This window comes from Nocardia miyunensis NBRC 108239 (assembly GCF_001613065.1).
Taxonomy (GTDB): Bacteria; Actinomycetota; Actinomycetes; order Mycobacteriales; family Mycobacteriaceae; genus Nocardia; species Nocardia miyunensis.
On record NZ_BDBQ01000049.1, the window covers coordinates 37,563 to 57,321 of the forward strand.

The 19,759-nt window shown below is 66.6% G+C and carries 22 protein-coding genes; 20 read left to right on the forward strand and 2 right to left on the reverse strand.

What is annotated here, in order from left to right; translation table 11 throughout:
* The first annotated feature begins 15 nt into the window (after nt 1–15).
* The 7 genes from NM2_RS21710 (at nt 16) to NM2_RS21735 (ending at nt 6,175) form a co-directional block, all read left to right on the forward strand.
* The gene (locus NM2_RS21710) at nt 16–456 is read left to right on the forward strand and encodes a hypothetical protein (protein WP_067671803.1); all 441 of its coding nucleotides are present in this window, start codon (nt 16–18) and stop codon (nt 454–456) included.
* Nucleotides 456–752, forward strand: a complete 297-nt coding sequence (locus NM2_RS21715) for a hypothetical protein (RefSeq protein WP_067671806.1) — start codon at nt 456–458, stop codon at nt 750–752. Before NM2_RS21710 ends, NM2_RS21715 begins: the two co-directional genes overlap by 1 nt.
* An 89-nt stretch (nt 753–841) precedes the next feature.
* The gene (locus NM2_RS21720) at nt 842–1,042 is read left to right on the forward strand and encodes a hypothetical protein (RefSeq protein ID WP_067671809.1); all 201 of its coding nucleotides are present in this window, start codon (nt 842–844) and stop codon (nt 1,040–1,042) included.
* A gap of 53 nt (nt 1,043–1,095) precedes the next feature.
* Nucleotides 1,096–2,958 carry a hypothetical protein gene (locus NM2_RS21725; protein ID WP_067671812.1) on the forward strand — a complete coding sequence of 621 codons (1,863 nt, stop codon included), beginning with the start codon at nt 1,096–1,098 and terminating at the stop codon, nt 2,956–2,958.
* Complete coding sequence (locus NM2_RS21730) at nt 2,955–5,300, forward strand: putative phage head morphogenesis protein (protein WP_067671815.1); 2,346 nt, start codon at nt 2,955–2,957, stop codon at nt 5,298–5,300. The genes NM2_RS21725 and NM2_RS21730 overlap by 4 nt, the downstream gene beginning before the upstream one ends.
* Nucleotides 5,301–5,346: 46 nt before the next feature.
* Complete coding sequence (locus NM2_RS53425; RefSeq protein WP_439956905.1) at nt 5,347–5,451, forward strand: hypothetical protein; 105 nt, start codon at nt 5,347–5,349, stop codon at nt 5,449–5,451.
* Between the two features lie 88 nt (nt 5,452–5,539).
* Complete coding sequence (locus tag NM2_RS21735) at nt 5,540–6,175, forward strand: hypothetical protein (RefSeq protein WP_157121231.1); 636 nt, start codon at nt 5,540–5,542, stop codon at nt 6,173–6,175.
* A 91-nt stretch (nt 6,176–6,266) separates the two neighbouring features.
* Here NM2_RS21735 and NM2_RS21740 read toward each other — a convergent pair whose 3' ends face one another.
* Both NM2_RS21740 and NM2_RS21745 read right to left on the reverse strand, forming a co-directional pair.
* Nucleotides 6,267–7,703, reverse strand: a complete 1,437-nt coding sequence (locus NM2_RS21740) for an AAA family ATPase (protein WP_067671821.1) — start codon at nt 7,701–7,703, stop codon at nt 6,267–6,269.
* 119 nt (nt 7,704–7,822) lie between these two features.
* Nucleotides 7,823–8,362: a hypothetical protein gene (locus NM2_RS21745; protein ID WP_157121232.1), complete on the reverse strand. Its 540-nt coding sequence runs from the start codon at nt 8,360–8,362 to the stop codon at nt 7,823–7,825.
* 197 nt (nt 8,363–8,559) lie between these two features.
* Between NM2_RS21745 and NM2_RS21750 the strand changes: the two genes are divergently transcribed.
* The 13 genes from NM2_RS21750 to NM2_RS21815 all read left to right on the forward strand — a co-directional run bounded on the left by NM2_RS21750 (nt 8,560) and on the right by NM2_RS21815 (nt 19,212).
* Entirely contained in the window at nt 8,560–10,611 is a 2,052-nt protein-coding gene (locus tag NM2_RS21750) for a major capsid protein (protein ID WP_067671827.1), read from the forward strand.
* 104 nt (nt 10,612–10,715) lie between these two features.
* On the forward strand, nt 10,716–11,456 hold the full coding sequence (locus NM2_RS21755) for a hypothetical protein (protein WP_067671830.1): 741 nt from the start codon (nt 10,716–10,718) through the stop codon (nt 11,454–11,456).
* Between the two features lie 3 nt (nt 11,457–11,459).
* On the forward strand, nt 11,460–11,987 hold the full coding sequence (locus tag NM2_RS21760; RefSeq protein ID WP_067671833.1) for a hypothetical protein: 528 nt from the start codon (nt 11,460–11,462) through the stop codon (nt 11,985–11,987).
* Nucleotides 11,987–12,388, forward strand: coding sequence for a hypothetical protein (locus NM2_RS21765; protein WP_067671836.1), 402 nt, complete (start codon nt 11,987–11,989; stop codon nt 12,386–12,388). Before NM2_RS21760 ends, NM2_RS21765 begins: the two co-directional genes overlap by 1 nt.
* Nucleotides 12,389–12,392: 4 nt before the next feature.
* Nucleotides 12,393–12,776, forward strand: coding sequence for a hypothetical protein (locus NM2_RS21770; RefSeq protein WP_067671839.1), 384 nt, complete (start codon nt 12,393–12,395; stop codon nt 12,774–12,776).
* 91 nt (nt 12,777–12,867) lie between these two features.
* Nucleotides 12,868–13,971, forward strand: coding sequence for a hypothetical protein (locus NM2_RS50670; protein ID WP_067671841.1), 1,104 nt, complete (start codon nt 12,868–12,870; stop codon nt 13,969–13,971).
* Nucleotides 13,971–14,756 carry an LtfC-like domain-containing protein gene (locus NM2_RS21780; RefSeq protein ID WP_067671844.1) on the forward strand — a complete coding sequence of 262 codons (786 nt, stop codon included), beginning with the start codon at nt 13,971–13,973 and terminating at the stop codon, nt 14,754–14,756. The genes NM2_RS50670 and NM2_RS21780 overlap by 1 nt, the downstream gene beginning before the upstream one ends.
* Nucleotides 14,757–14,769: 13 nt before the next feature.
* On the forward strand, nt 14,770–15,282 hold the full coding sequence (locus NM2_RS21785; protein WP_067671847.1) for a hypothetical protein: 513 nt from the start codon (nt 14,770–14,772) through the stop codon (nt 15,280–15,282).
* The gene (locus NM2_RS21790) at nt 15,282–16,562 is read left to right on the forward strand and encodes an SGNH/GDSL hydrolase family protein (RefSeq protein WP_067671850.1); all 1,281 of its coding nucleotides are present in this window, start codon (nt 15,282–15,284) and stop codon (nt 16,560–16,562) included. Before NM2_RS21785 ends, NM2_RS21790 begins: the two co-directional genes overlap by 1 nt.
* Nucleotides 16,559–17,320, forward strand: coding sequence for an alpha/beta hydrolase family protein (locus NM2_RS21795; protein ID WP_067671853.1), 762 nt, complete (start codon nt 16,559–16,561; stop codon nt 17,318–17,320). The genes NM2_RS21790 and NM2_RS21795 overlap by 4 nt, the downstream gene beginning before the upstream one ends.
* A 28-nt stretch (nt 17,321–17,348) precedes the next feature.
* The gene (locus NM2_RS21800) at nt 17,349–18,089 is read left to right on the forward strand and encodes a hypothetical protein (protein WP_067671856.1); all 741 of its coding nucleotides are present in this window, start codon (nt 17,349–17,351) and stop codon (nt 18,087–18,089) included.
* Entirely contained in the window at nt 18,089–18,610 is a 522-nt protein-coding gene (locus tag NM2_RS49220; protein WP_067671859.1) for a hypothetical protein, read from the forward strand. The genes NM2_RS21800 and NM2_RS49220 overlap by 1 nt, the downstream gene beginning before the upstream one ends.
* Nucleotides 18,611–18,804: 194 nt before the next feature.
* On the forward strand, nt 18,805–19,212 hold the full coding sequence (locus tag NM2_RS21815) for a hypothetical protein (protein WP_218025960.1): 408 nt from the start codon (nt 18,805–18,807) through the stop codon (nt 19,210–19,212).
* Nucleotides 19,213–19,759 lie beyond the last annotated feature (547 nt).

Genomic DNA, 19,759 nt, shown 5'->3' on the forward strand with positions numbered 1-19,759 from the left:
TCAGGGAGGAAACAAATGAAGATCGTCACCAGCACCGTGCGCGCCGTAGTGGTCGCGACTCTCCTCGGTGGGTCCATGCTCGCCGGTACCGGGTCCGCGCACGCCGAGTTCCAATGCGTCATGGATTTCATGCCGGTCAGACCGTTCGTCGGCGTCGGGACGGTCAACGGCTCCGCGTGGGCATCCTGCGACCGACCACCCGAGCAGCACGAGATGAGGCTCGGGCTGGATTTCCGCGAGGGCGGCCAGTGGCAGGGCGTTCGACTGATCAGCGACCACCGGATCCCAGGCACCTCGCGCATGGCTTACGGCGTGAAGGTGGATCAATGTCGGCCGGGTTACTGGCGCATTGAGGCCGAAGTGGTCGGTACCATGCAGGGGCATCCGTTCGATTACCGGAAATTCTCGATGGCCAAGTCTGTGACCGCCGAAGAATGCGCCCGAGGAGGCCGCTAATGCCGTGGACGACAGGTAGTTACGCCGAGTCCGGTCGCCCCGCGACGGTGCGGTCACGCCTGTTCTGGTTGCGGCACAATCTCGGCACCGCCGCGATGAAGGTGCGTGAGGGATTGTCCGCGGATACCGGCGACGGCGAGTACCTGTGTCGGGACTGGGGCGTATGGGTGGTCCGGCCCTGCCACGGTTTCCGGTCGCGGCGTTGGATCAGCCTGCCGCTTCGCATGACCCGATCGATAGCCGCCGACGACAACGAAGCCGCTACCGAGTGGTTCATCGCCTCCGCCACCATCTGACAACCGACCCTCGACAACATGCCCCGGCCCGCGCGGTCGGGGCGTTTCGCGTCATAGGGCACACGGCCAGCTATCGATGATCCGATCTGGTGAGCGAGTACGCTCACCTAGTGGCTTTAGAGGTTGGTTCGCTGGTCAAGCTGGTAGCGGGTGGGGTTCATGTATTCCGCGTCGTAGAGGTTGACGTCGACGGCGATCCCGATCTCGGTCTGGTGGAGTACGTCGAGGAGACACCAGGCACCTACCCGTTCATTGCCCGGCTCTCCAGACTCGTACCAACCGACGAATAGGCCGCAATTCGTGGCCTGAGTGCTGCACCCACGCCGGATAGCGTGCGCGCACGATGGCACGGATCTTCTCACGACAGCGACCCGCGACCGGCCCGGACGATGCTCCGGAGCCGGTGGCGCTGTCGTCGCTGTCCGCGCTCACCGCCGCATCCACGCGCGTCCAGCCCGAACGGTGGGGCAAGGTCACCAAACCGCCCGCTGACACCGGCAAATGGCAGGCCGAAGCCTGGGACATGGTGGACGCGGTAGGCGAACTGTCGTACGCGCTGCTGTGGAAAACCGCGCTGCTCAGTCGTTTCCGGCTCGTCGCATCCGACATCGACCCGGAGACCGGCCGCCCAACCGGCAGCACCGACAACCCGGCCGCGAAGGACCTCGTGGCCCGCATCGCGGGCGGGGTCGCCGGCCAATCGCAGATGCTCGGCAGGCTGGCCCCGTTGATGACGATTCCCGGTGAAGGCTGGTTGGCGATCATCTACCCGCCCGGCGGTGTGGAGGAATGGCACATCCTGTCGAAGGATGAGATCAAGGTCCGCGGCGAGCGCATCGAGATCACCCGCGATGACGGCACCAAGTACGAAATGGATCCACGGGTTGACACGCTGTCGCGTATCTGGCGGCCGGACCCGCGCGTGTCGTATCTGGCGTGGTCGCCGGTCAAAGCCGCGTTGCCGATCCTGCGGCGGATCGTGCGCATGGAACAGAACATCGAGGGCGCAGGCAAGTCCCGCCAGGCCGGTAACGGCCTGCTGATCCTGCCGCGTGAGGTGTCGATGCCGGTGAAACCGGCCCCGACCGGTGCGCCCGATCCCGACGCCCCGAACCTGCCGCCGATCCCGCCTCCGCCGTCCCGTTTCGTCAGCGCGGACGAGATCCGGTCCGCGCTGCAAGAGGCGATGTCGACGGCGATCGAAAACCCGTCCAGCGCTGCGGCGTTGGTGCCGATCATCCTCACGGTGGCCGGGGAGTACGTCGACAAGATCAAGCACATCAAGTTCGACTCCGAGGTGTCGGAGAAGGCGCAGGCCGCGCAGGAGAAAGCGGTGCGCCGCCTCGCGATGACCCTGGACATGCCGCCGGAAGTCCTGCTCGGCCTGGCGGACCTGAACCACTGGTCGCTGTGGGGTGTGGAGGCCGAAGCGGTCCGGTGGCACGCGTCGCCGGAGATGGAAACGATCTGCGCCGCGCTGACCGAGCAACTGCTGGTGCCGATGCTGCCGGAAGCCGCGGGCAGGGTGGTCATCTGGTACGACACCAGCGATGTGGAGGCTGAGCCGGACCGGCTGGAGAAGGTCCGGAGCGGATACACCGATGGCATCGTGCGCGCCGAAACCTACTTGAAGGAACTCGGGCTGTCCGTCGAGGAAGACGGCTACGACCTCACCAGCGTCAACGGCTGGACATCGTGGGCCATGGACCAGGTACGCCGCACCCCGGAGATGCTGCCCGATCTCCTGCCCGTGCTGCGCGCCCTGGTCCCCGCGCTGTCCGTGCTGCCCGAACTGCCGATCCCCGGCAGCACCGCCCCCGCCCCGGCGGATGACGGCGCGCCGGAAACGATTGACGCACCCTCGATCCCGGACACCCAGGACAACGCGGCCCGCGCCGTGGTCCGCATGTGCGTGAACGAAGCCCTGCGCCGCGCCGGACAACGGCGCCGGTCCCGTTCGGACCACGCCCGCCTGCGGGACGTGTCCGCGATCGAAGTGCACCGCGTCCTCGGACCGTGCCACGACGGCGATGTGGAACGTCTGATCGACGGCTGGGACGAGCTGGTGGACGAGCACGTGTGCGCGTCGGCGGGTATCGACCGGGCACGGTTGCGGGCGTTGGTGTTCGCAATCTCCCGGGCCGCGCTCACCAGTGCGCGCGAACCGGTGTTGCCTGCGCAGTTGACCGCTGGGGTGCGGGTATGAAGCGCGGGGCGCTGACGTCGATCCTGTCCACCGAGAACGCGATCCGGGATCTCGCGCTCGCCTCCTATCGGCGGTGGGCCAACTATGCCCGCAATCTGGTGCTGCCGGTGCTCGGCGCGGCGACGGCCGGGACGATCGCCGAGCAGGTGCAAGACGACAGCGGGCAGCCGGTGATCCCGCCCGATGTCGCGGCGCTGGTTGCCGCGTATGCGTTGTGGGACAACGAACTCGATGAATCGTTCCTGCCCGGGTTCGGTGCGCTGCTGGACGGCCTGGTGGCCGCCGCGCTCACCGGCCACGGGCTCACCGAGTTCGAAACGACGGTCGACGGACAGCGGCGCACGGTCACCGCGGAGGAAGCAACTCACCTCGTGCCGCAGCTGATGAGTTGGCGGGCGTCGTATCTCGCTGCTGTCCGCGACCGCCTCACCGGCATGCCCGCCACCACGCAACGCGAGCTGTCCCGCACGATCGACCAGCACGCCGCGCAAGGCGCGACCGTGCGCGAGTTGCGGCAGCTGGCGGCTGAGGAGCTGACGGTGCGGCACGGTTCGCGGTGGGATCGCCGCGCGGACAACGTGGCTCGCACCGAAGCCACCGGGGCCCGCAACAGCGCGGTGCAGGCGGCAGCCGTGACGGTCCGAACCGTCACGGCGTCCACGCAACAGACAGCGGACAACCAGACCGACGAGTCGGGGCAGCCCGGACAGGGCGAGACCGGACAGTCCGCGAACCAGACCAGCCAGTCGGGGCAGCCCGGACAGGCACCCGCCGCGCGGTCCGGACAGTCCGCTATCCCCGAGTACGAGAAGGTGTGGCTGTCCCTGCACGACGGCCGCACCCGCCCGACCCACGCCGCAGCGAACGGACAACGCGTGCCGCTCGATGCCCAATTCCGTGTCGGCACAGCGGATCTCGCGTATCCCGGTGACCCGACCGGACCGCCGGGCGAGGTGTGCGGCTGCCGGTGCGCGATCCACGTTGTCCGCGTTGGCGATCCGCTGCCGATCCTCGAGAATGGAATCACCGCGTCAGCGGCACCCGAAGGAGTACAGATCATGGCCCGCACATTCGAGGCGTTGCTCATGCCGACCGGGGTCATCGGCCGCTCCGGCATGTCCATGCTCTCCCCCACCGTCAAACTCGTCGACACCGCGCTCCCCCTCGCCCTGAAGTGGCAGCGCGAAGACCTGCCCGCACACGACGGCGGACTGACCGTGGGCGCGATCGAGGCCCTGGAGATCCGGGACAACGGCCTGTACGCGACCGGAACCCTGCTGGACGGCCCAGACACCGAGGATGCGCTACAGCAGATCGCGGCGGGCGTGACCCGACCGTCCGCCGAGCTGGTGGTGCGGGAGGAAACCCTGACCGACGATCAAGGCACCGTTCTGACCCCGCAGGCCGCCGAAGAGGTGTGGATGGACGGCGGTATGGTCGTGATGCGGATGGATCAGGTCGAGATCGTCGGCGGCACACTCGTTTCCGTCCCCGAATTCCGCGACACGTCGATCACCGTGTCGGACGCGACGGACAGCGAAGCACCGGACCTCGCGTTGGTGGCCGCTGCGACCACGCGCCCGGACCTGTTCGACGCCAGCATGTTCGAGGACCCGCGCCTGTCCGAACCGACCCCGATCCACGTCACCCCGGACGGCCGCGTTCTCGGGCATATCGCCGCGTGGGAGTCGGTGCATCGGGCCGTGCGTGACCGGTGGGGCGGCCCGGTCCACCCGTTCCGCTCCAACAGCGGATACAGCGAGTTCCACCAGTCCAAGGCGTATCTGGAGCCGGACGGCCAGATCCTGCGCGTCGGCCGCCTCACAGTCGGTGGCGGACACGCCACACCGGGCCGTGGCGTGCAGGCAGCGATAGCGCACCACGACGATGTCTCTACATGCTGGGCGTACGTGCGCGCCGGAGAGGACGCACACGGAATCTGGGTCTCCGGCGTCGTCAATCCCCAGGCCGACCCAGCGATGGTGAAACAGGCTCTCACCGCGCCGATCTCGGGACACTGGGAACCGGTCGCCGGACATCCGGAACTGATCATCGCCCACTCCGTGAACAACCCCGGATTCGCGTTCCGCGCCGCGCGGGACCGCGACGGCGACCTCGCGATGGTCGCCAGTTTCGCTCCGCGCCAGTCCATCCCGCCGGTGAGCACGGCGCTGCTAGAGGACGTGGCGCGCCGCGCGGTCGCCGAATACGCGGAGCAGCAGGCCGGGCAGCAACGAGCAGCAGCCGCCCGCGAACTCGTCACCGCGGCGTCAGGGCGTCGGCGCCGGGTGTTGGCGGATGCGATCAGGGAATCGGAGGTGCGTCGTGGGGTGCGCGTGTAGAGGTAGCCGCCCGACCGGGCAGGCCACCCAGTACGAAGCGGTCGGGATGGATGGGACCCGCTATGGGCCGTTCCTGACGCAACTGGAAGCGAAGATCAAGCTCACCGAAATCGGCGGCGGAGTAGTCAAACCGATTACGAAGCCCGCGTAGATCAACCCAGAGCTGTATCGTGACTCAGACACATCGCCGACACTAATAACGAAAAAGCATAGGGGGCAGGTCGGTGGCTCGGTTTACGGTGGACAAGGAAGGCACCGCTTCAGACGCGGGAGGTAAGCAAGGTGGCCTCGGCAAGATCGACGAGGGTTTCGAGAAGAGTAGCGATCGGATTGCAGAATCTCAGCCGGACAAGAACGGTCGGTCGTGGACTGACATAATATCCCGATGGTCCGCTTATCTCGCTTTTGCGGTATTCTTTTTCGGCGCTGGTAGCTTCACTGATTTTAAAGACGCATTTCTACAAAAGAATCATACCGACCAGGCAGCACACCAGCATGACCTGGCAGTCTACTTCACGACTCTCAACAATAAGTGCTCGTCGGGGCCATTTCCGACCACCGCGTCAGGGCTACGCGGCGAAGCCAAGGAGCAGGACGCTCTCATAAACACATGGCTCAGCATTAACGACGATAAGCTCAGCAAGACCGAGAAAAACGACATGGGAACCGCGCTTGATCATTTAGTTGACGCCGAACAGAGCCTACTGTCTATGGCTACCGACCTAGACCAGAACAACATCGCCTCTTATAATATTCAGCTCGGCGAATACCGCCAAGATATTACAGCAATGAACGCGCTGGTCCGGCCACTCACACCAATTGGGGGAAGTCTTTCCATCTGCACTATTCCTCCCTACACCCTGCCCATAGAGTGATTTGTGCATAAAGGAGGATCTCAGTCGAGAATAGCACTATTGAAACGTGCGCCCGGCCGTGCCACGAACCGGGCGTCAACGTAATCGAAAATCAGGCGAGATACTTGTCGATCCAGCCCAGGCCGCCACGGTCCAGCCGGTGCATCGCCCGCGTCACCGACACGTACGCCAGCATGGCATCCGAGTCCGGGACAGTCTCCCACTCGCCATCGTCCCCGCGCTCTGGTTCGGGGAAGTCGTCCGCGATCTTCACCGCCGACCACTCACGGCCCTTGCTCTTGTGCGCGGTGGACACCACCACATCGGCGCGGCGTTCGTCGCTGAGCGAGTCCGCCGCCGCAATGATCGCGTCGACGCCGTGCGTGTCGATCAAGTCCACCAACGGTTTCAGGTCGCGCCCGGCCGCTTCGTCGGCGAATTCCTGTACCTCACCCCAGGATCCGAACACCCACAGTTCCGGGTGGCTGGTGCGGCGGCCGTCCTTCAGATCCCGCGCCGCTTCGGCGAGCCGTTTGATCGCGGCACCGCCACCGACCAGAGCGACCCGGATATCGGCGGCCAGGAGTTTCATCACCTGCCCCATCGCTTCGGCGTTGGTGCGGCACAGGATCGCGCCCGGCCGGTCCAACCGGGTGATCTCCGATGCGAGTTGCGGGTTACCGGTCAGGCGCAGCGGTGTGGACAGCAGGGACAGCCACTTGTTCGCCTCCTCGGCGATCTTCGGGCCGAACCGCCACGACTGGCTGAGGTACAGGTGCCGGTCGGCGGGCCACGTGTCCAGGGCATCGACCGCGCCACGCCACGCGTACAGCTGCTGCGCCGAATCACCCACAGCGATCTGCTGCGCGTGGTCCTGGTCCTGGACCAGCTGGGCGACAAGCGGGTTCGAGTCCTGGCACTCGTCCAGCATCACCACTTCGGCGGCCAACTCCGGTTTCCGCAGTGCCCAAATCTTGAGGTAGTGGTCGTGCTCGAAACGGAGCTTGCCGTGGATGCCGAGGATGTCACCCCATGCTTTCTGCGCCAACGGCAGAACCACGCGCTGAATCGCAATGTGGTCGTCCACCGACATGCCGGTCTGGCGCGGCACGTGATGGATACCGATCTGGTCGTCCGCCGAGTAGCAGAACCGCTGCACCGCCTCCAACGCAATCCGGGCCTGCTGCGCCGGGGCAACCCGCACCGCGCCCAAGTCCAACCACGAACGGATGCCGAGGAGTTCGGCGGCACGCTTGGCGGGCTGGCGCGGCCCGTTGAGCCGGTGCCGGTAGTTGCGGCCCACGGCGGCCATGGCGAGCCCGTGAGCTGTCTTGCACAGCACGTTGTCTGGGAACGATGCGGCAGCCTCATCGGCAATCGCCCGGTTGTACGCGATATAGATGGTCTTCTTACCGCCGGTCGCGGCGGCCACCATCTTCAGGGTGCTGGTCTTGCCGGTGCCTGCGCCCGCCTGAACGACGAGCGAATGACCTTCCACCGCAGCGTCGATGATCGCGGCCTGCTCGGGAGTGGGTGCGTAGCTGGGCATTCCGGTTCCTTCCGGGTGCGTGACGGCTTATTCCGTCGAACATCCACAACAATACACACAATGATGTGTATCGTCAAGATAGGGTATCCCCCGCGAAAACTATTGCGGGGGAACCAGATTCAGCGCTTGAAAGTAGAGAAATCGCCCTGCCAGATCACCGAACCCGCGGTGACCACCGCCGGGGTCAGCTCCGCTTTGCTCACCTTGTAGGCGTGTTTCACCGTCTGGCGCGACCCGGGCGGGATGGATCCCTGGACACCGGCGCCGTACCCCTCCGACAGTGAGGTGATCGTCTCGGCGGGCGTTCCGGCCGGGCCGTAGACGACACTCGGCGTCGACCAGTTGTAGCCCTCCCACACTGCGCCGGTGGTGTTGACGACCTGGAAGGTGATCACCGTGCCCGGCCCGTACCGGGTGTTCGCGTCGTCCACGGCCAAGATCGACGCTTCCAGCCCGGACCGGGATTTGCCGGTGTCCATCGGCGCGTACACCCCTGGTGCGCTGCTGGTGGTCGAGGCGACCGGCTGCGCCTGGGATTGGGTGGCGCTGGGCAGGATCGGTGTCGATTGGGCCGCCGGGCGGTCGTTGCTGCTGCACGCTGCGAGGCCGACCGCGACCACAGCGGCAGCGACGACAGCGATTGAACGAGCTACTCTCACGGACGTTTCCGCTCTGCATGGGCGGGGTACCCCTTAGTCCCCCACCGGTACAGGTGTGGATCGTACGGCGCGTGCACCCCCGGTCTATAGCTTTCCCGCCAGATACGGGGTATGGCTTCGGGCCTCCCGGCATCAGACCTTCGGGGTATGGCTGCGGGCCTCCCGGCATTGACCCATGTCATCTGGGAGGAACCCCAATGGAATTCGAGATGCCCGAGGATCTGACCGGGCTGTCCCTCGCCGAGCTGCGCGACCTGCTGGCCAAGGCTGAGGCCGCGTTCGACGCACTGACCGCCGGTGTCACCGAGGACGGCGCGACCGTCTCCGCCGCTGCTGTCGAGCAGATGCGGGACCTGAACTCGGCTGCTGATGCGATCAATACCCGCATCGGTGAGGTGGAGGCCGAGGACCAGGCCCGCGCGGATGAGGCTCGCGCGCTGATCCAGGCCCGTACCGAACGCGGCCAGACCGTCACCGAGCCCGAGGACACCGACACCGGTGAGGACGAGGGCCAGGAGGACAACGACACTGGCGACGCCGGTGACGTGGTGGCCGAAGCGGAGCAGGTTACGGCCGACGCCGCACAGGAGGCCCTCACCGCGTCGAATCGTCCTGCGGCGCGGTCGTTCCGCGGCCTGGGTGCGCGGCGCGGCAACAACAACGCTGGCGTGCCTCCGGCTGAGCAGGTCGGGTTCCGGATGCGTTCGCAGATCCCGGCGTTCAAGGACGGCGTGGTCGGGTTCAAGGAGATCGCCGCGTCGATCGACGCGATGGCGGTCGGTTCGCGTGTCCATGCCAACCGGGCACCGCACCGCAAGCGCGGCACCATGGTTCCGCTGTCACTGGCCACGATCGACCGCGGTTTCGGCCCCACTCACCAGTTCGATCCCCAGAGCCGCGAAGAGATGAAGGCGGCCATGGATCAGCTGGTCGCACAGACCGAATGGCGGCCGAGCCAGTTCACCGACAAGGGTGCGCTGGTGGCGTCCGGCGGTCACTGCGCGGTTCCCGAGACGATCTACACGTTCTGCGACGTCACCCCCGCGTCCGGTCTGCTGACGCTCCCGGCCGCGAACTTCGGCCCGCGCGGCGGCCAGCGCCGCCCGGTCGACCCGGATTTCACGGAGCTGTACAACACGCTCCCGTTCCGGTTCACCGAGGAAGAACTCACCGCCGTCGACAGCAACGGCGACCCGGTGGTCACCAAACCGTGCATCGAGATCCCGTGCACGGACTGGGAGGAAATCTACGTCGAAGCGATCGGCCTGTGCGTCACCGCTGGCATTCTGCAGAAGCGTGGTTTCCCCGAGGAGATCGAGCGGTTCCTGGCCGAGGTCACCAAGGCGCACCTGATCAAGGTGTCGCTGTGGTCGATCCTGGATATGGTCGCGGTCAGCACCCCGTACACCATCCCGGCGGCTGGCGGCATCGGTGCGGCCGGGGCGTTCCTGTCCGGTCTCGCGTTGCGCGCCACCCTGATCCGCCAGCAGGAACGCCTCCCCAGTGACGCCATCATCGAGGGCGTGTGCCCGGCGTACGCGCTCGAGGTCGCCAAGGCCGACATGGGTTTCCAGCAGGGCCTGGACGTCAAGGGCGTGACCGATGCCCAGATCGATAGCTGGCTCGCCAGCAACAACATTCGGATGCAGTGGGTTCAGCACTGGCAGGCACTTCCCACCGCGGCCGTGCGGTGGCCCGACCACGTGTCCGCGCTGCTGTATCCGGCCGGCGCTTTCGTCCAGCACCTCGAGAACGTCATCGAGGTCGGCGCGCTCTACGACAAGGCGCAGTTGCAGAAGAACCGCTACACCGAGCTGTTCACCGAGGACGAATACAAGGTCGACAAGCGGTGCCGGGTGTCCGAGCTGGTGACCGTTTCGCTGAACGCGTCGGGTTCGGTGGGTGCGCGGGAGCAGATCACCGTGGCCAGCATGACGAACGAAGTCCAGACGATCACCATCTCCGGTTCGCCGACTGGTGGCACCTGGACCGCGACGTTCAAGGGCGACACCACGTACCCGATCGCGTACAACGCGACCCCGGCGAAGGTGGCAACCGAGCTGGCGGGCCTGAAGACGATCGGCATGGGCAACGTGGCCGTGTCCGGCTCGGCGGGGGCGTGGGCGGTGACGTTCCAGGGTCTGTTGGGTGCCACCAACGTTCCGGCGATGACCGTTACCGGCAGCCTGTCCGGCGGCACGACTCCGTCGATCGCGGTCGCTCAGACCACGGCGGGCGCGCCGAACTGATCTCCGGTTCGGGGCGGGTGAGTAGTCCCTGTTGGTGGCTGCCCAGCTCACCCGCCCCGGCCGGGTTTTTCCCTTCCAGCGCAATCACTTTCATCGGAGGAAGCATGGCCGAGGTGTACACCCCGCCACTGGCGAACCCGCTCGGCGGCGGCCTGTACGGCGCGGCCACCCTCACCGACGCCGGAGACCCGTCACGACTCGCTCAGGGCATCGTCGTGGACACGTGGAACTGTGGCCCGTCGTGGATTTGGCCGATCGACTGTGACGCCGAGATCCCGGCCCCGTCGCCGAAAGGCGCAGAGCCGCGCAACGACTGGCTGTCGCACGAATTCACTGGCGATGTCATCGGCGCCGACGATGAGTGCTCCGCGCTGGTCTCGCAGGATGAGGCGGCCGGGCGGGCGCAACAGCTGTTGCGGATCCAGGAACGCGTCCAGGTCGAAACACAGCTGGTATCACGGCTACTCACCGCGGCCGGTACCCCGGAAACGGTGACCGGTCTGGTGGCGGCCGTGGGCGCGCTCGAGGAGTCCATGGCGCTGTTCGGGTTTCCGGGTGTCATCCATGCTGCGCCGCACGTGGCCGCCGCGTTGCAGGCCGCGCAGCTGGTCACTCGCTCGGGTGCGTATCTGCTGTCCCCGATGGGGCACCGGTACGCGTTCGGCACCGGCTATTCGGGTCTGGACGACACCTTGGTCGGCACTGGCCCGGTCGCGGTGTTCCAGGGGCCGGTGGGGATGACCCACGGCCCGGATTACCCCACCAATCAACGGCTCTCGGTCGCTGAGCGTGAAGTGCTCGTGGCATGGGAGTGCTTCACCCTCGCAGTCACGATCGGAGCATAGGCAATGAAGGCAATCACAGAGGTCGACGGCGATATCGCCACCGTCCGCGCGTTCTCCACAGGCGGCCACGAGCGACTGGCGGCGCTGCTGATCAAAGCCGCAGGGCCCGAACGGGTTCGGGAAGTTCGCGGAGTGTCCACGGGCGGGCGCGGGTTCCGGGTGCCGGTCGATATCGCGCAGGCGGCGGGGCTGGTCCCGGATCCTATGGGCGACATCGCGTTCCCGGAGCCGCAGGGCACCCCGAGCGCCGAGCTGAGCCCAAACGCACAGGCGTTCATGGAGACCGTCAGCCAGACCGCACAGGAGACACCCCAGGCCGCCACCCAGCCGGAGCAGGAGGCCGCCAGCGAGGCCGCGCCGGAATCGGCCAGCGAACCGGAGCAGGACGCCAGCGCCGCAACCGAATCGGAGGACACCTCCGAGCCAGAGCCGGAGACTGCCAGCGAGCCGGAAGCACCGGCCGCGAAAGCTCCCCGCAAGTCCACCAGCCGCTCCCGCGCCAAGGCCGCCGACGCTCCCGCTGGTGAGTGATGGCCGAACCGAAGAACGTCGTGGACCTGGTGACGGCCAACGTCCTCGAAAAGCTCGCCGAGCACATCGAGGACGCCACCCGCACCGTGCAGGCCGCCGCCGAGAAACAGATCAGCGAGTCCCTGGCCGCGCTGACCCCGGTACCGATGTCGGCCAATGCCGATGCGCGGGATCGGGCGCAGCGCACCGCGATTCAGGGCGCGGTAGCGACGGTGGTGGTGGCGGTGCTGCTGGCGGTCGCTGGGGTGATCGGCGGCAGCGGGTTCGACATCACGAACGCGGGTGACTGGAAGGCGGTCGGCGGGGCCGCGCTCGGCGCGGTGGTCACGGTCGTCGCCGCGTACGTGCATCGGCTCGTCGCACCGCCCCAGGAGCTACCGCCACCGACCGACGCGGGGTGACCTCGTGGCGTTGATGAGTGTGTGGGAGGTGGTCGGCGCAGGGCTCGGTGGCGGCACCCTGACGGCGGTGGTGTCTGGGGTGACGAATCGGCGGTTGGTCGCGGCGCAGGCCCGCGATCACGATGCGGCCACGTTGGTGAAGGTGACAGAGGCGTACGACCAGTTGGTCGAAGAGTTGCGGGAGGAGCGGCGGGACCTGCGGGAGGAACGCCGCAGTTTGCAGGGCGAGCTGGTGGCGGCGCACTCCGACAACCGCATGTTGCGGGAGGAAGTAGCCGCATCGCGCAGCGAGATCGCTGCTCTGCGTTCGGAAGTCGGCGCGCTGAAGTCCGATCTTCGGCGCGTCCTGCAAGGTGAGCAGCCGCTGGCGGACTGGCTCACCACATAGGGGTCTGCACCCCCGAACTCTATCGTGCGCGGCGTGGACCTGGGCAGCCACAGAAAACGCTCTGAAGTGCGCGTATAGAGGAGAGTTGAAAGTGGCCGAATTCGCGGTCGTGAAGGGGAAGCGCCTGCGGGCGACCCTGGTCGACGCATGTGGCATGCCCCTGCACGGTCCGCGTAGCCGGATCGTCACATCCGGTTTCGTGACGTTGAAGGCGTCCCCGGTGATGCGGGACGCCGACGACATCGAGCAGACCAACGCTGAGGGCCGGGTGTGCGTCTCGGATCGCACTCCGCCGGAACGCAAGTGGTGGGCGCTGTCCATCGAACTCTGTGGTGTGAACACCGACCTGTTCAACATGCTGCTGGACTGGGAAGTGGTCACCAGCTGGGACGGCAAGCCGATCGGTTTCTCCGATCAGAAGGAAGTCCCCGATCAGACCGGTGTGGCGATCGAACTGTGGTCCGGTGTCGGCTCGGACGACGAGTGCGACGTCCCCACCTCGGACGACATCCTTGTCGGCGCGGGCGGTGATCTGGTGCTCCCGTACGGGTACATGCTGTGGCCGGTGCTGAAGGAAGCACAGGTTGGCGATGTCGAGATCGGCGCGAAGGCCAGCACTTTCACGCTGTCCGGGATCACCGCGGCCGGTACCCGTTGGGGCCGTGGCCCGTACAACGTGATGCCGATCGACGCGGACAACACGCCGGGGCGTCTGCTGAAGGAGATCAAGGTCGGCCAGCATTACCGGTCGTTCAAGACCACCATCGCGCCGCCGGACGTCACCGATGGCGCGTGCCCGCTGGTGCTGCCCACCCCGTACTACGGGGACACCGCGATCGACACCGCACCGGATCAGCCGTCGTGCGATGCGGTCGCGACGAACGAGAAGCAGACCGTCACCATCTCCGGCACTCCGACCGGCGGAACGTTCACCGTCGCCTACAAGGGGCAGTCGACTGCGGGTATCGCGTTCAACGCGGCGAACACGGCCGTGAAGACGGCGCTGGAGGGTCTGTCGACGGTCGGCACGGGGAACGTGAACGTGACCGGCACCGGCCCGTACGTGGTCGAATTCGTCGGCGACCTGGCGGGCCTGGATCTGCCGCTGATGACCGCTTCCGGGACCGGCCTGACCGGCGGCACCACCCCGGGCGTCGCGGTCACCGAGACGCAGGCGGGCGGCGTCTACAGCTGATGACGCTGACTCTCGGGTCATGGACACCCGGCGCGCTGCGCCTGGCCCTGAAACCCGGTACGGCGTTTGCGGGCCGGGTGGAGTACCAATCTCCACCCGGCACCCCCGCACCGTGGCCGACCGGGGTTACCGCGTGGCTGCGGCTGTCGGTGCGGGGCAGCAGTTTCGAACGGATCTGGAACGCCACCATCACCGACGCGGTGATGTCGTGGCTGGTCGACCCCGACGACGTAGACCAGATCCCGTTGAACGCCTGGGCCGAGGTGTGGCTGCAATACCCGTCCGCACCGGCGTTCGTGTGGATGGAAGGCCCCATTCAAACCGGCTGTGTCGGTGGCGGTTTCGGATACATCGCGGCCGTCCCGCTGCCGGACAGCGGCGCTGTGGCCGTCCCCGTTCCCGGCCTGGCCGGACCGCCCGGCAGCGGTGACGGTTCGTCGGTAACCGTTAGTGGCGCAGCAGGTACCGCCCTGTCCGGCCACCAGGCCGTCGTCCGCCAGGCGGACGGCGCGTTCGTGTATGCGGACAACACCAACCCCGACCATCTGGGACTGCCGATCGGGATCACCAGCGGCGCAGCAGCATCCGGCGATCAGGTGCAGGTGGTCATGTTCGGCGAACTCACCGAACCGTCTTGGACATGGGCGCCGGGTCCGATCTTCCTCGGCGCTGGCGGGGCGCTGACCCAATCCGTGCCGGACAGCGGGTTCCTGGCGCAGCTGGCCGCCGCGACCGGGGCCACGACCGTTTTCGTCGACCGCTCGCCGAGCGTCGCACTGACATAGGAGAGGCCGAAACATGGCTGGCAACAAGTACATCAAGCTCGACACCACCACCGGGTCACTGACCGAACAGGCCGCGATCCAGGCATCCGCTGGCTCGGGCGACGCGGGGAAGATCCCCGCGCTGGACGGGTCCGGCCGCCTCGACTCGTCCATGATGCCCGCCGGTATCGGCGCGGACACTGCGGTCATCGCGGCGTCGGAGGCTTTGGCGGCCGGTGACTTCGTGAACATCTGGAATTCCTCGGGCGCGAAGGTCCGCAAGGCCGACGCCACCACCCAGGGCAAGGAAGCCCACGGGTTCGTCCTGGCCGCCGTGCTCAGCGGCGCGAACGCCACCGTCTACTTCGAAGGCCCGAACACGGCCGTCACCGCCCAGACCCCCGGCCCGGTGTTCCTGGCCACCACCGCCGGGACCGCGACCAGCACGCCGCCGTCCGCGTCGGGGAACGTGGTGCAGCGCGTCGGTGTCGCCACCTCCCCGACCAGCATCAACTTCGAGGGCTCGCAACCGGTGGTGCTCGCCTGATGGTCGCCCGCGCTCCTCTGGTGATGGTCGGCGGGACGGTGCAGGAGCTGCCCGCCGCGGACACACTGATCACCACGGATCTCCCGCTTCGCACCCGGACTCTGTCGTTCAGCAACGGCGGGCAGGGCAGCGGGTTGAGTTCGTATTTGACGACCACCAACGGCCGGGCGGTCACCGGGACCAATTTCGGTATGCGGTGGCCGTTCCGGCTACCGGCCGACGCGACCAGCTACACGGTCAAGGTCCGGAATTACGACATGTTCGCCTCCACAAACGGGGCTGCCGCACTGACGTTGGACGGGATGACGATCGGGGTCATGACGCCGCCGAGCACGGGCGGCGCTCAGACCGGGAATTTCAACGGCGGGGCCGGTACCACGCTGGCGGGATCCGGTGCGACCATTCCCAACACGACGTCGTTCCTGTCGATCTCCGGCGTTGGCATGCTCCCCGAGGGCGTGGATCATGTGCTGGGGCTCAGCTTCCACGCGGCGGCGTCAACCACTTTGATCCCAGGCGTCGGCCAGTGCTGGTACTGGAACAACACCACGTCCGCGCACAACCCATCGGTGGCCGCGTCCGGAGCCACCAGCGCCGCGCAATTCCCGTTCTTGGACATCGTGATCGAGTACACGACGACCAACCGGAAGAAGGGCGTCATCGTGTTCGGGGACTCGATTCCCGAAGGGGCGCAAGGGACCAACTTCTACACTCAGGGCAGCGCGAACCTCCAGCCGACGCCGTTGCACATGTCGTTCCTACGGCAGTGGGAGCGGCGGGCCGGTGTCATGGTCCAGCCGCACTGTCTGTTCGCGTCCACCGCGCAGATGTGGGCCAACTCGAGCTATGGCGGGTACTCGCGGATGAGCACGAGCGGCGGAGCGTGGGACGCTGCGATCGTCACGCTGGGATGTAACGACATCGCCGGTGGCACAACGTTCGCCACATTGCAGGGTTACTACACGTCGGTGATCAACAACGTGCGGGCGATCGTCGGCAACAGTGTCCCGCTGTACGCGCTCAACATCATGCCCGAGAGTTTCGCGACGGGCGCGAATTCGAAAGAGGCGTACCGCTATTCGATGAACGGATGGCTTGGTGGACTCCCGGCAGGAGTAACGCACTGTATCGACGTCGACAGTGCCGTGCGTGGCTGGGTGTCGAGTGGTGGGACGCTCGCGACGAACACGATGGACCTATCGCTGTCCTGCGACGCGATCCATCCCAGCTATCAGGGATCCATCCGCCTCGCAGACGCCATGATGGCGGCCGTTCTGTGATTGACGTCATCACCTGTCGCGGTACCGGTGAGCCGCAGGGCAGCCCGAACAACATGCTCACACAGGTCACCCGGCAGTTGGACCCGCGCCGGTACCGTGTGCTCGGCGATGTCGTCTACCCGGCGTCGGTCGGGGTCGCCAATGAGGGATTCCGGATCAACGGTCCCAGCGAGGCCGACTCGATCCGGATCGGTATCGCCAATCTCGCGACCATGATCCGGTCGACGCCGAACATGGTTGTGCTACTCGGGTATTCGCTGGGCGCGGAGCTGGTCACCAAGTTCAGCGAAGCACAAGCCCGCGGCCTGTACTCGGACTGCGAGATCGCCGCCACCGCGTGCGTCGCCAACCCGCAACGCAGGGCAGGGGATTCGATCGACCCGGTGCCGGCCGGATTCGGCATCAACGGTGAGCGCGGCGTGTTCCCGGATCGGCCACATTTCGAGGCGGCAAACCCGCGCGACGCGATAACCAGCTGCGCGCCGGGCTCGCCGCTGCGTGCGCTCGCGGATGTGATGTCCGCGTTCGGGCTCGCCATGATCGGCGCGTGGTCCAAGGATCTGCTGAATCGGATGTTGCAGCGGCGGTGGCAGCCTGCGGGCTGGGGCGACATCATGCACCCGGTCAAGACGTGGGAGATGTACCAGCAGGCCGCCGACGATGTCCGCGGCTACCTCACCGGACAGCACACGACGGCGTACAGCCAGGGCGGCTACCTCGATCGGCTGGCCGTCGCGCTGAACAACGTCGGGGGCTGATGCGCCCCACCGGCCTACGGTCCCGGCCATGAGCTGCACGTGGCCTGTCGCGCGAACCTGCCTCCCCGAGGTGACGGCGGAGGAGGACACGGTGCGGCTCCAGGCCGCGATCGATACCGCTGTCGTGGTGTTGTGGTCCTTCACGGGCAGACAGTTCGGGTGTTGCCCGGTGACTGTGCGGCCGTGCGTGCGTAACGAGGATCGGCCGCTGGCGTGGCTGCCGGGGTGGATGTGGTTCCCGGAGCTGGACGGCGGGGTGTGGCGCAACGTGGTCTGCGGGTGCGGGCCGTCATGCCGGGTCACCGGGCCGGGTGTGGTGCACCTGCCCGGCCCGGTCTGCGAAGTAACCGCCGTGACGGTCGACGGTGCTCAGATCGACTCGAACGCGTATGTGCTCGAGGGTGATCGGCTCTATACCCGGCTGGGCCGGTGGCCGGAACAGAACCTCCGCGTCCCGGCGGGCTCGCCGGGCACGTGGTCGGTGGAGTACCTGCAGGGCGTCGCGCCACCGGCCGGGGCGGATCAGATGGTGGGGTTGCTGGCGCGGGAGTTCTGGAACGCCTGCACAGGGGAGAAGTGCCGACTACCCAAGCGGGTGGAATCGGTTTCACGACAGGGTGTTTCGGTGAAGCTGTCCGACCCGGCCGCGCTGTTCGACAGGCAACAGACGGGGATACCGGAGATCGATATGTGGGTAGCCGCGGTGAACCCGCACCACCTGTCCGCACCTTCGGCGGTGTCCAGTCCTGACTATCGGGCGGGGTTCTGATGGCTGACCAGGCAGCAACTGTGATCGGGTTGACGGTGGCCGAGCTGCGGCGATTCTTCACCCCAGACCAGCAGGCGCCGCCACTGGGCGGCGGCACCGACACGGTGAACATCGTGGCCGGGGAAACCGTCGTTCCCCCGCCGTGGGTCGGTGTCCGCGACGATGACGACGCCTCCTGTGACAACTGCGGCCCGTACCTGTGGGTGCGGCTCGTCCGACGTTGGCGCACAGAGGAATTCCCGACCGAAGCCAGCGCGGGCGGCTGCGGCCTGCAACGTGCCATCACCATCGAGGCCGGTATCGCGCGCTGCCATCCGTTCGACGCGTCCCCGGCCGACCTCGAGGAGATCGCGATGGTGCAGCTGGACGACTCGTGGCGGATCGATCGGGCGCTGTGCGCGGCGATGAAGCACGCGGAATCCAAAGGCGTCGCAGCGAATACCGGGCTCGGGGCGGGTGAGCCGTTCGGCCCGGAAGGGCTGGTTATCGCGTGGCTGCAAACCGCCCACGCCCAACTGTAGGAGGACCGTATGGCGAAAGTGACTATCGAGGGCGTCATCAACTCGGACGTGTGCCAGCGGGGCGAACAACACACAGTCGAATGGACTGCCCGCCTGAACGGGCTCGCGAAGTCCCGGATCATCAAGGTGATCGAACGGCACACTGACGAACCCAAGCCCAAACGGGCCAGGCGTTCGAGAAGCGCTGGCACACAGTGACTATCAAGGTCCGGGGCCGGACCGAGTGGTCACCGCCCGCGCAGTCGGGTGAGCGTGCCGCGCAACAGGCGGCACCGACGATGCGGCGGCTGGGCCGGGCAATCACGACCACAGCGAAGCGTCGGGTGAATGTGCGGTCCGGGCACCTGCGATCCACGATCGGTGACCGGACCACGGTGGCGGGTCCGCTGGTGGTGACGGAGGTGTTCGCGACAGCGCGGTATGCGCGGTTCGTGCACGATCCGACTCGGCCGCACGAGATCCGGCCACGCTCGGCCCGGATGCTGCGATTCGAGGTCGGCGGCCGGGTGGTGTTCGCGCGCCGGGTGTGGCATCCCGGCTACAAAGGCAATCCGTTCCTGACCTCGGCAGTTCGTGACGAGATGGCCCGCGCAAATCTTTGACGAACTACTGTCAGATCAAGTTTCCAAAATCGTTTCCAAAATCGTTGCTGAATCATTCTCAAATTCGGAACGAAATTTGCCACCTTGGGAGGCAAATCGCCCGATCGAAGTTGCCACCTTGGTAGCATGTTGGCGGCCAATCGTTTCCGATTGGCTGTGCAAATAAGCGAGCGCGGTCACTGTTCGCAGCAGTGACCGCACTCAGGTCGTCAAAGCAGGCTATGAAGCACTACAGCTAGCATGGCCCACTTGATCAGCATGTTTGCATAGTGGATGGGGATCTCGGCGGTAAAGCTCAGCACCGCCGGGGTTCTCCGCTTACCTCGCCTCCTTCGCTTGGACAGACCTTTCACCTCCTCTCTGAGGGCACAGGCCACCCCGCACGCGAACTCGGACAGAATGACCCCATTGAGGATGCGCCGGAAGCAATTCCGCTACCGACTGCACTGAGAGTAGTGGATTCTCGCACTGTGTCTAGTCCCCCATACCACCCAAAAATTTCCCCACCTACCTACGAACTACCCACGCACCAACCCACAGATTTCCC

Bases quoted from the DNA above. Each gene is read 5' to 3' on its own strand.
- NM2_RS21750 (WP_067671827.1), top strand. From the start codon at position 8,560: ATGGAATTCGAGATGCCCGAGGATCTGACCGGGCTGTCCCTCGCCGAG.
- NM2_RS21785 (WP_067671847.1), top strand. From the start codon at position 14,770: ATGGCTGGCAACAAGTACATCAAGCTCGACACCACCACCGGGTCACTG.
- NM2_RS21725 (WP_067671812.1), top strand. From the start codon at position 1,096: ATGGCACGGATCTTCTCACGACAGCGACCCGCGACCGGCCCGGACGAT.
- NM2_RS21730 (WP_067671815.1), top strand. From the start codon at position 2,955: ATGAAGCGCGGGGCGCTGACGTCGATCCTGTCCACCGAGAACGCGATC.
- NM2_RS21800 (WP_067671856.1), top strand. From the start codon at position 17,349: ATGAGCTGCACGTGGCCTGTCGCGCGAACCTGCCTCCCCGAGGTGACG.
- NM2_RS21765 (WP_067671836.1), top strand. From the start codon at position 11,987: ATGGCCGAACCGAAGAACGTCGTGGACCTGGTGACGGCCAACGTCCTC.
- NM2_RS21710 (WP_067671803.1), top strand. From the start codon at position 16: ATGAAGATCGTCACCAGCACCGTGCGCGCCGTAGTGGTCGCGACTCTC.
- NM2_RS49220 (WP_067671859.1), top strand. From the start codon at position 18,089: ATGGCTGACCAGGCAGCAACTGTGATCGGGTTGACGGTGGCCGAGCTG.
- NM2_RS53425 (WP_439956905.1), top strand. From the start codon at position 5,347: ATGGATGGGACCCGCTATGGGCCGTTCCTGACGCAACTGGAAGCGAAG.
- NM2_RS21715 (WP_067671806.1), top strand. From the start codon at position 456: ATGCCGTGGACGACAGGTAGTTACGCCGAGTCCGGTCGCCCCGCGACG.
- NM2_RS21740 (WP_067671821.1), bottom strand. From the start codon at position 7,703: ATGCCCAGCTACGCACCCACTCCCGAGCAGGCCGCGATCATCGACGCT.
- NM2_RS21760 (WP_067671833.1), top strand. From the start codon at position 11,460: ATGAAGGCAATCACAGAGGTCGACGGCGATATCGCCACCGTCCGCGCG.
- NM2_RS21755 (WP_067671830.1), top strand. From the start codon at position 10,716: ATGGCCGAGGTGTACACCCCGCCACTGGCGAACCCGCTCGGCGGCGGC.
- NM2_RS21780 (WP_067671844.1), top strand. From the start codon at position 13,971: ATGACGCTGACTCTCGGGTCATGGACACCCGGCGCGCTGCGCCTGGCC.
- NM2_RS21790 (WP_067671850.1), top strand. From the start codon at position 15,282: ATGGTCGCCCGCGCTCCTCTGGTGATGGTCGGCGGGACGGTGCAGGAG.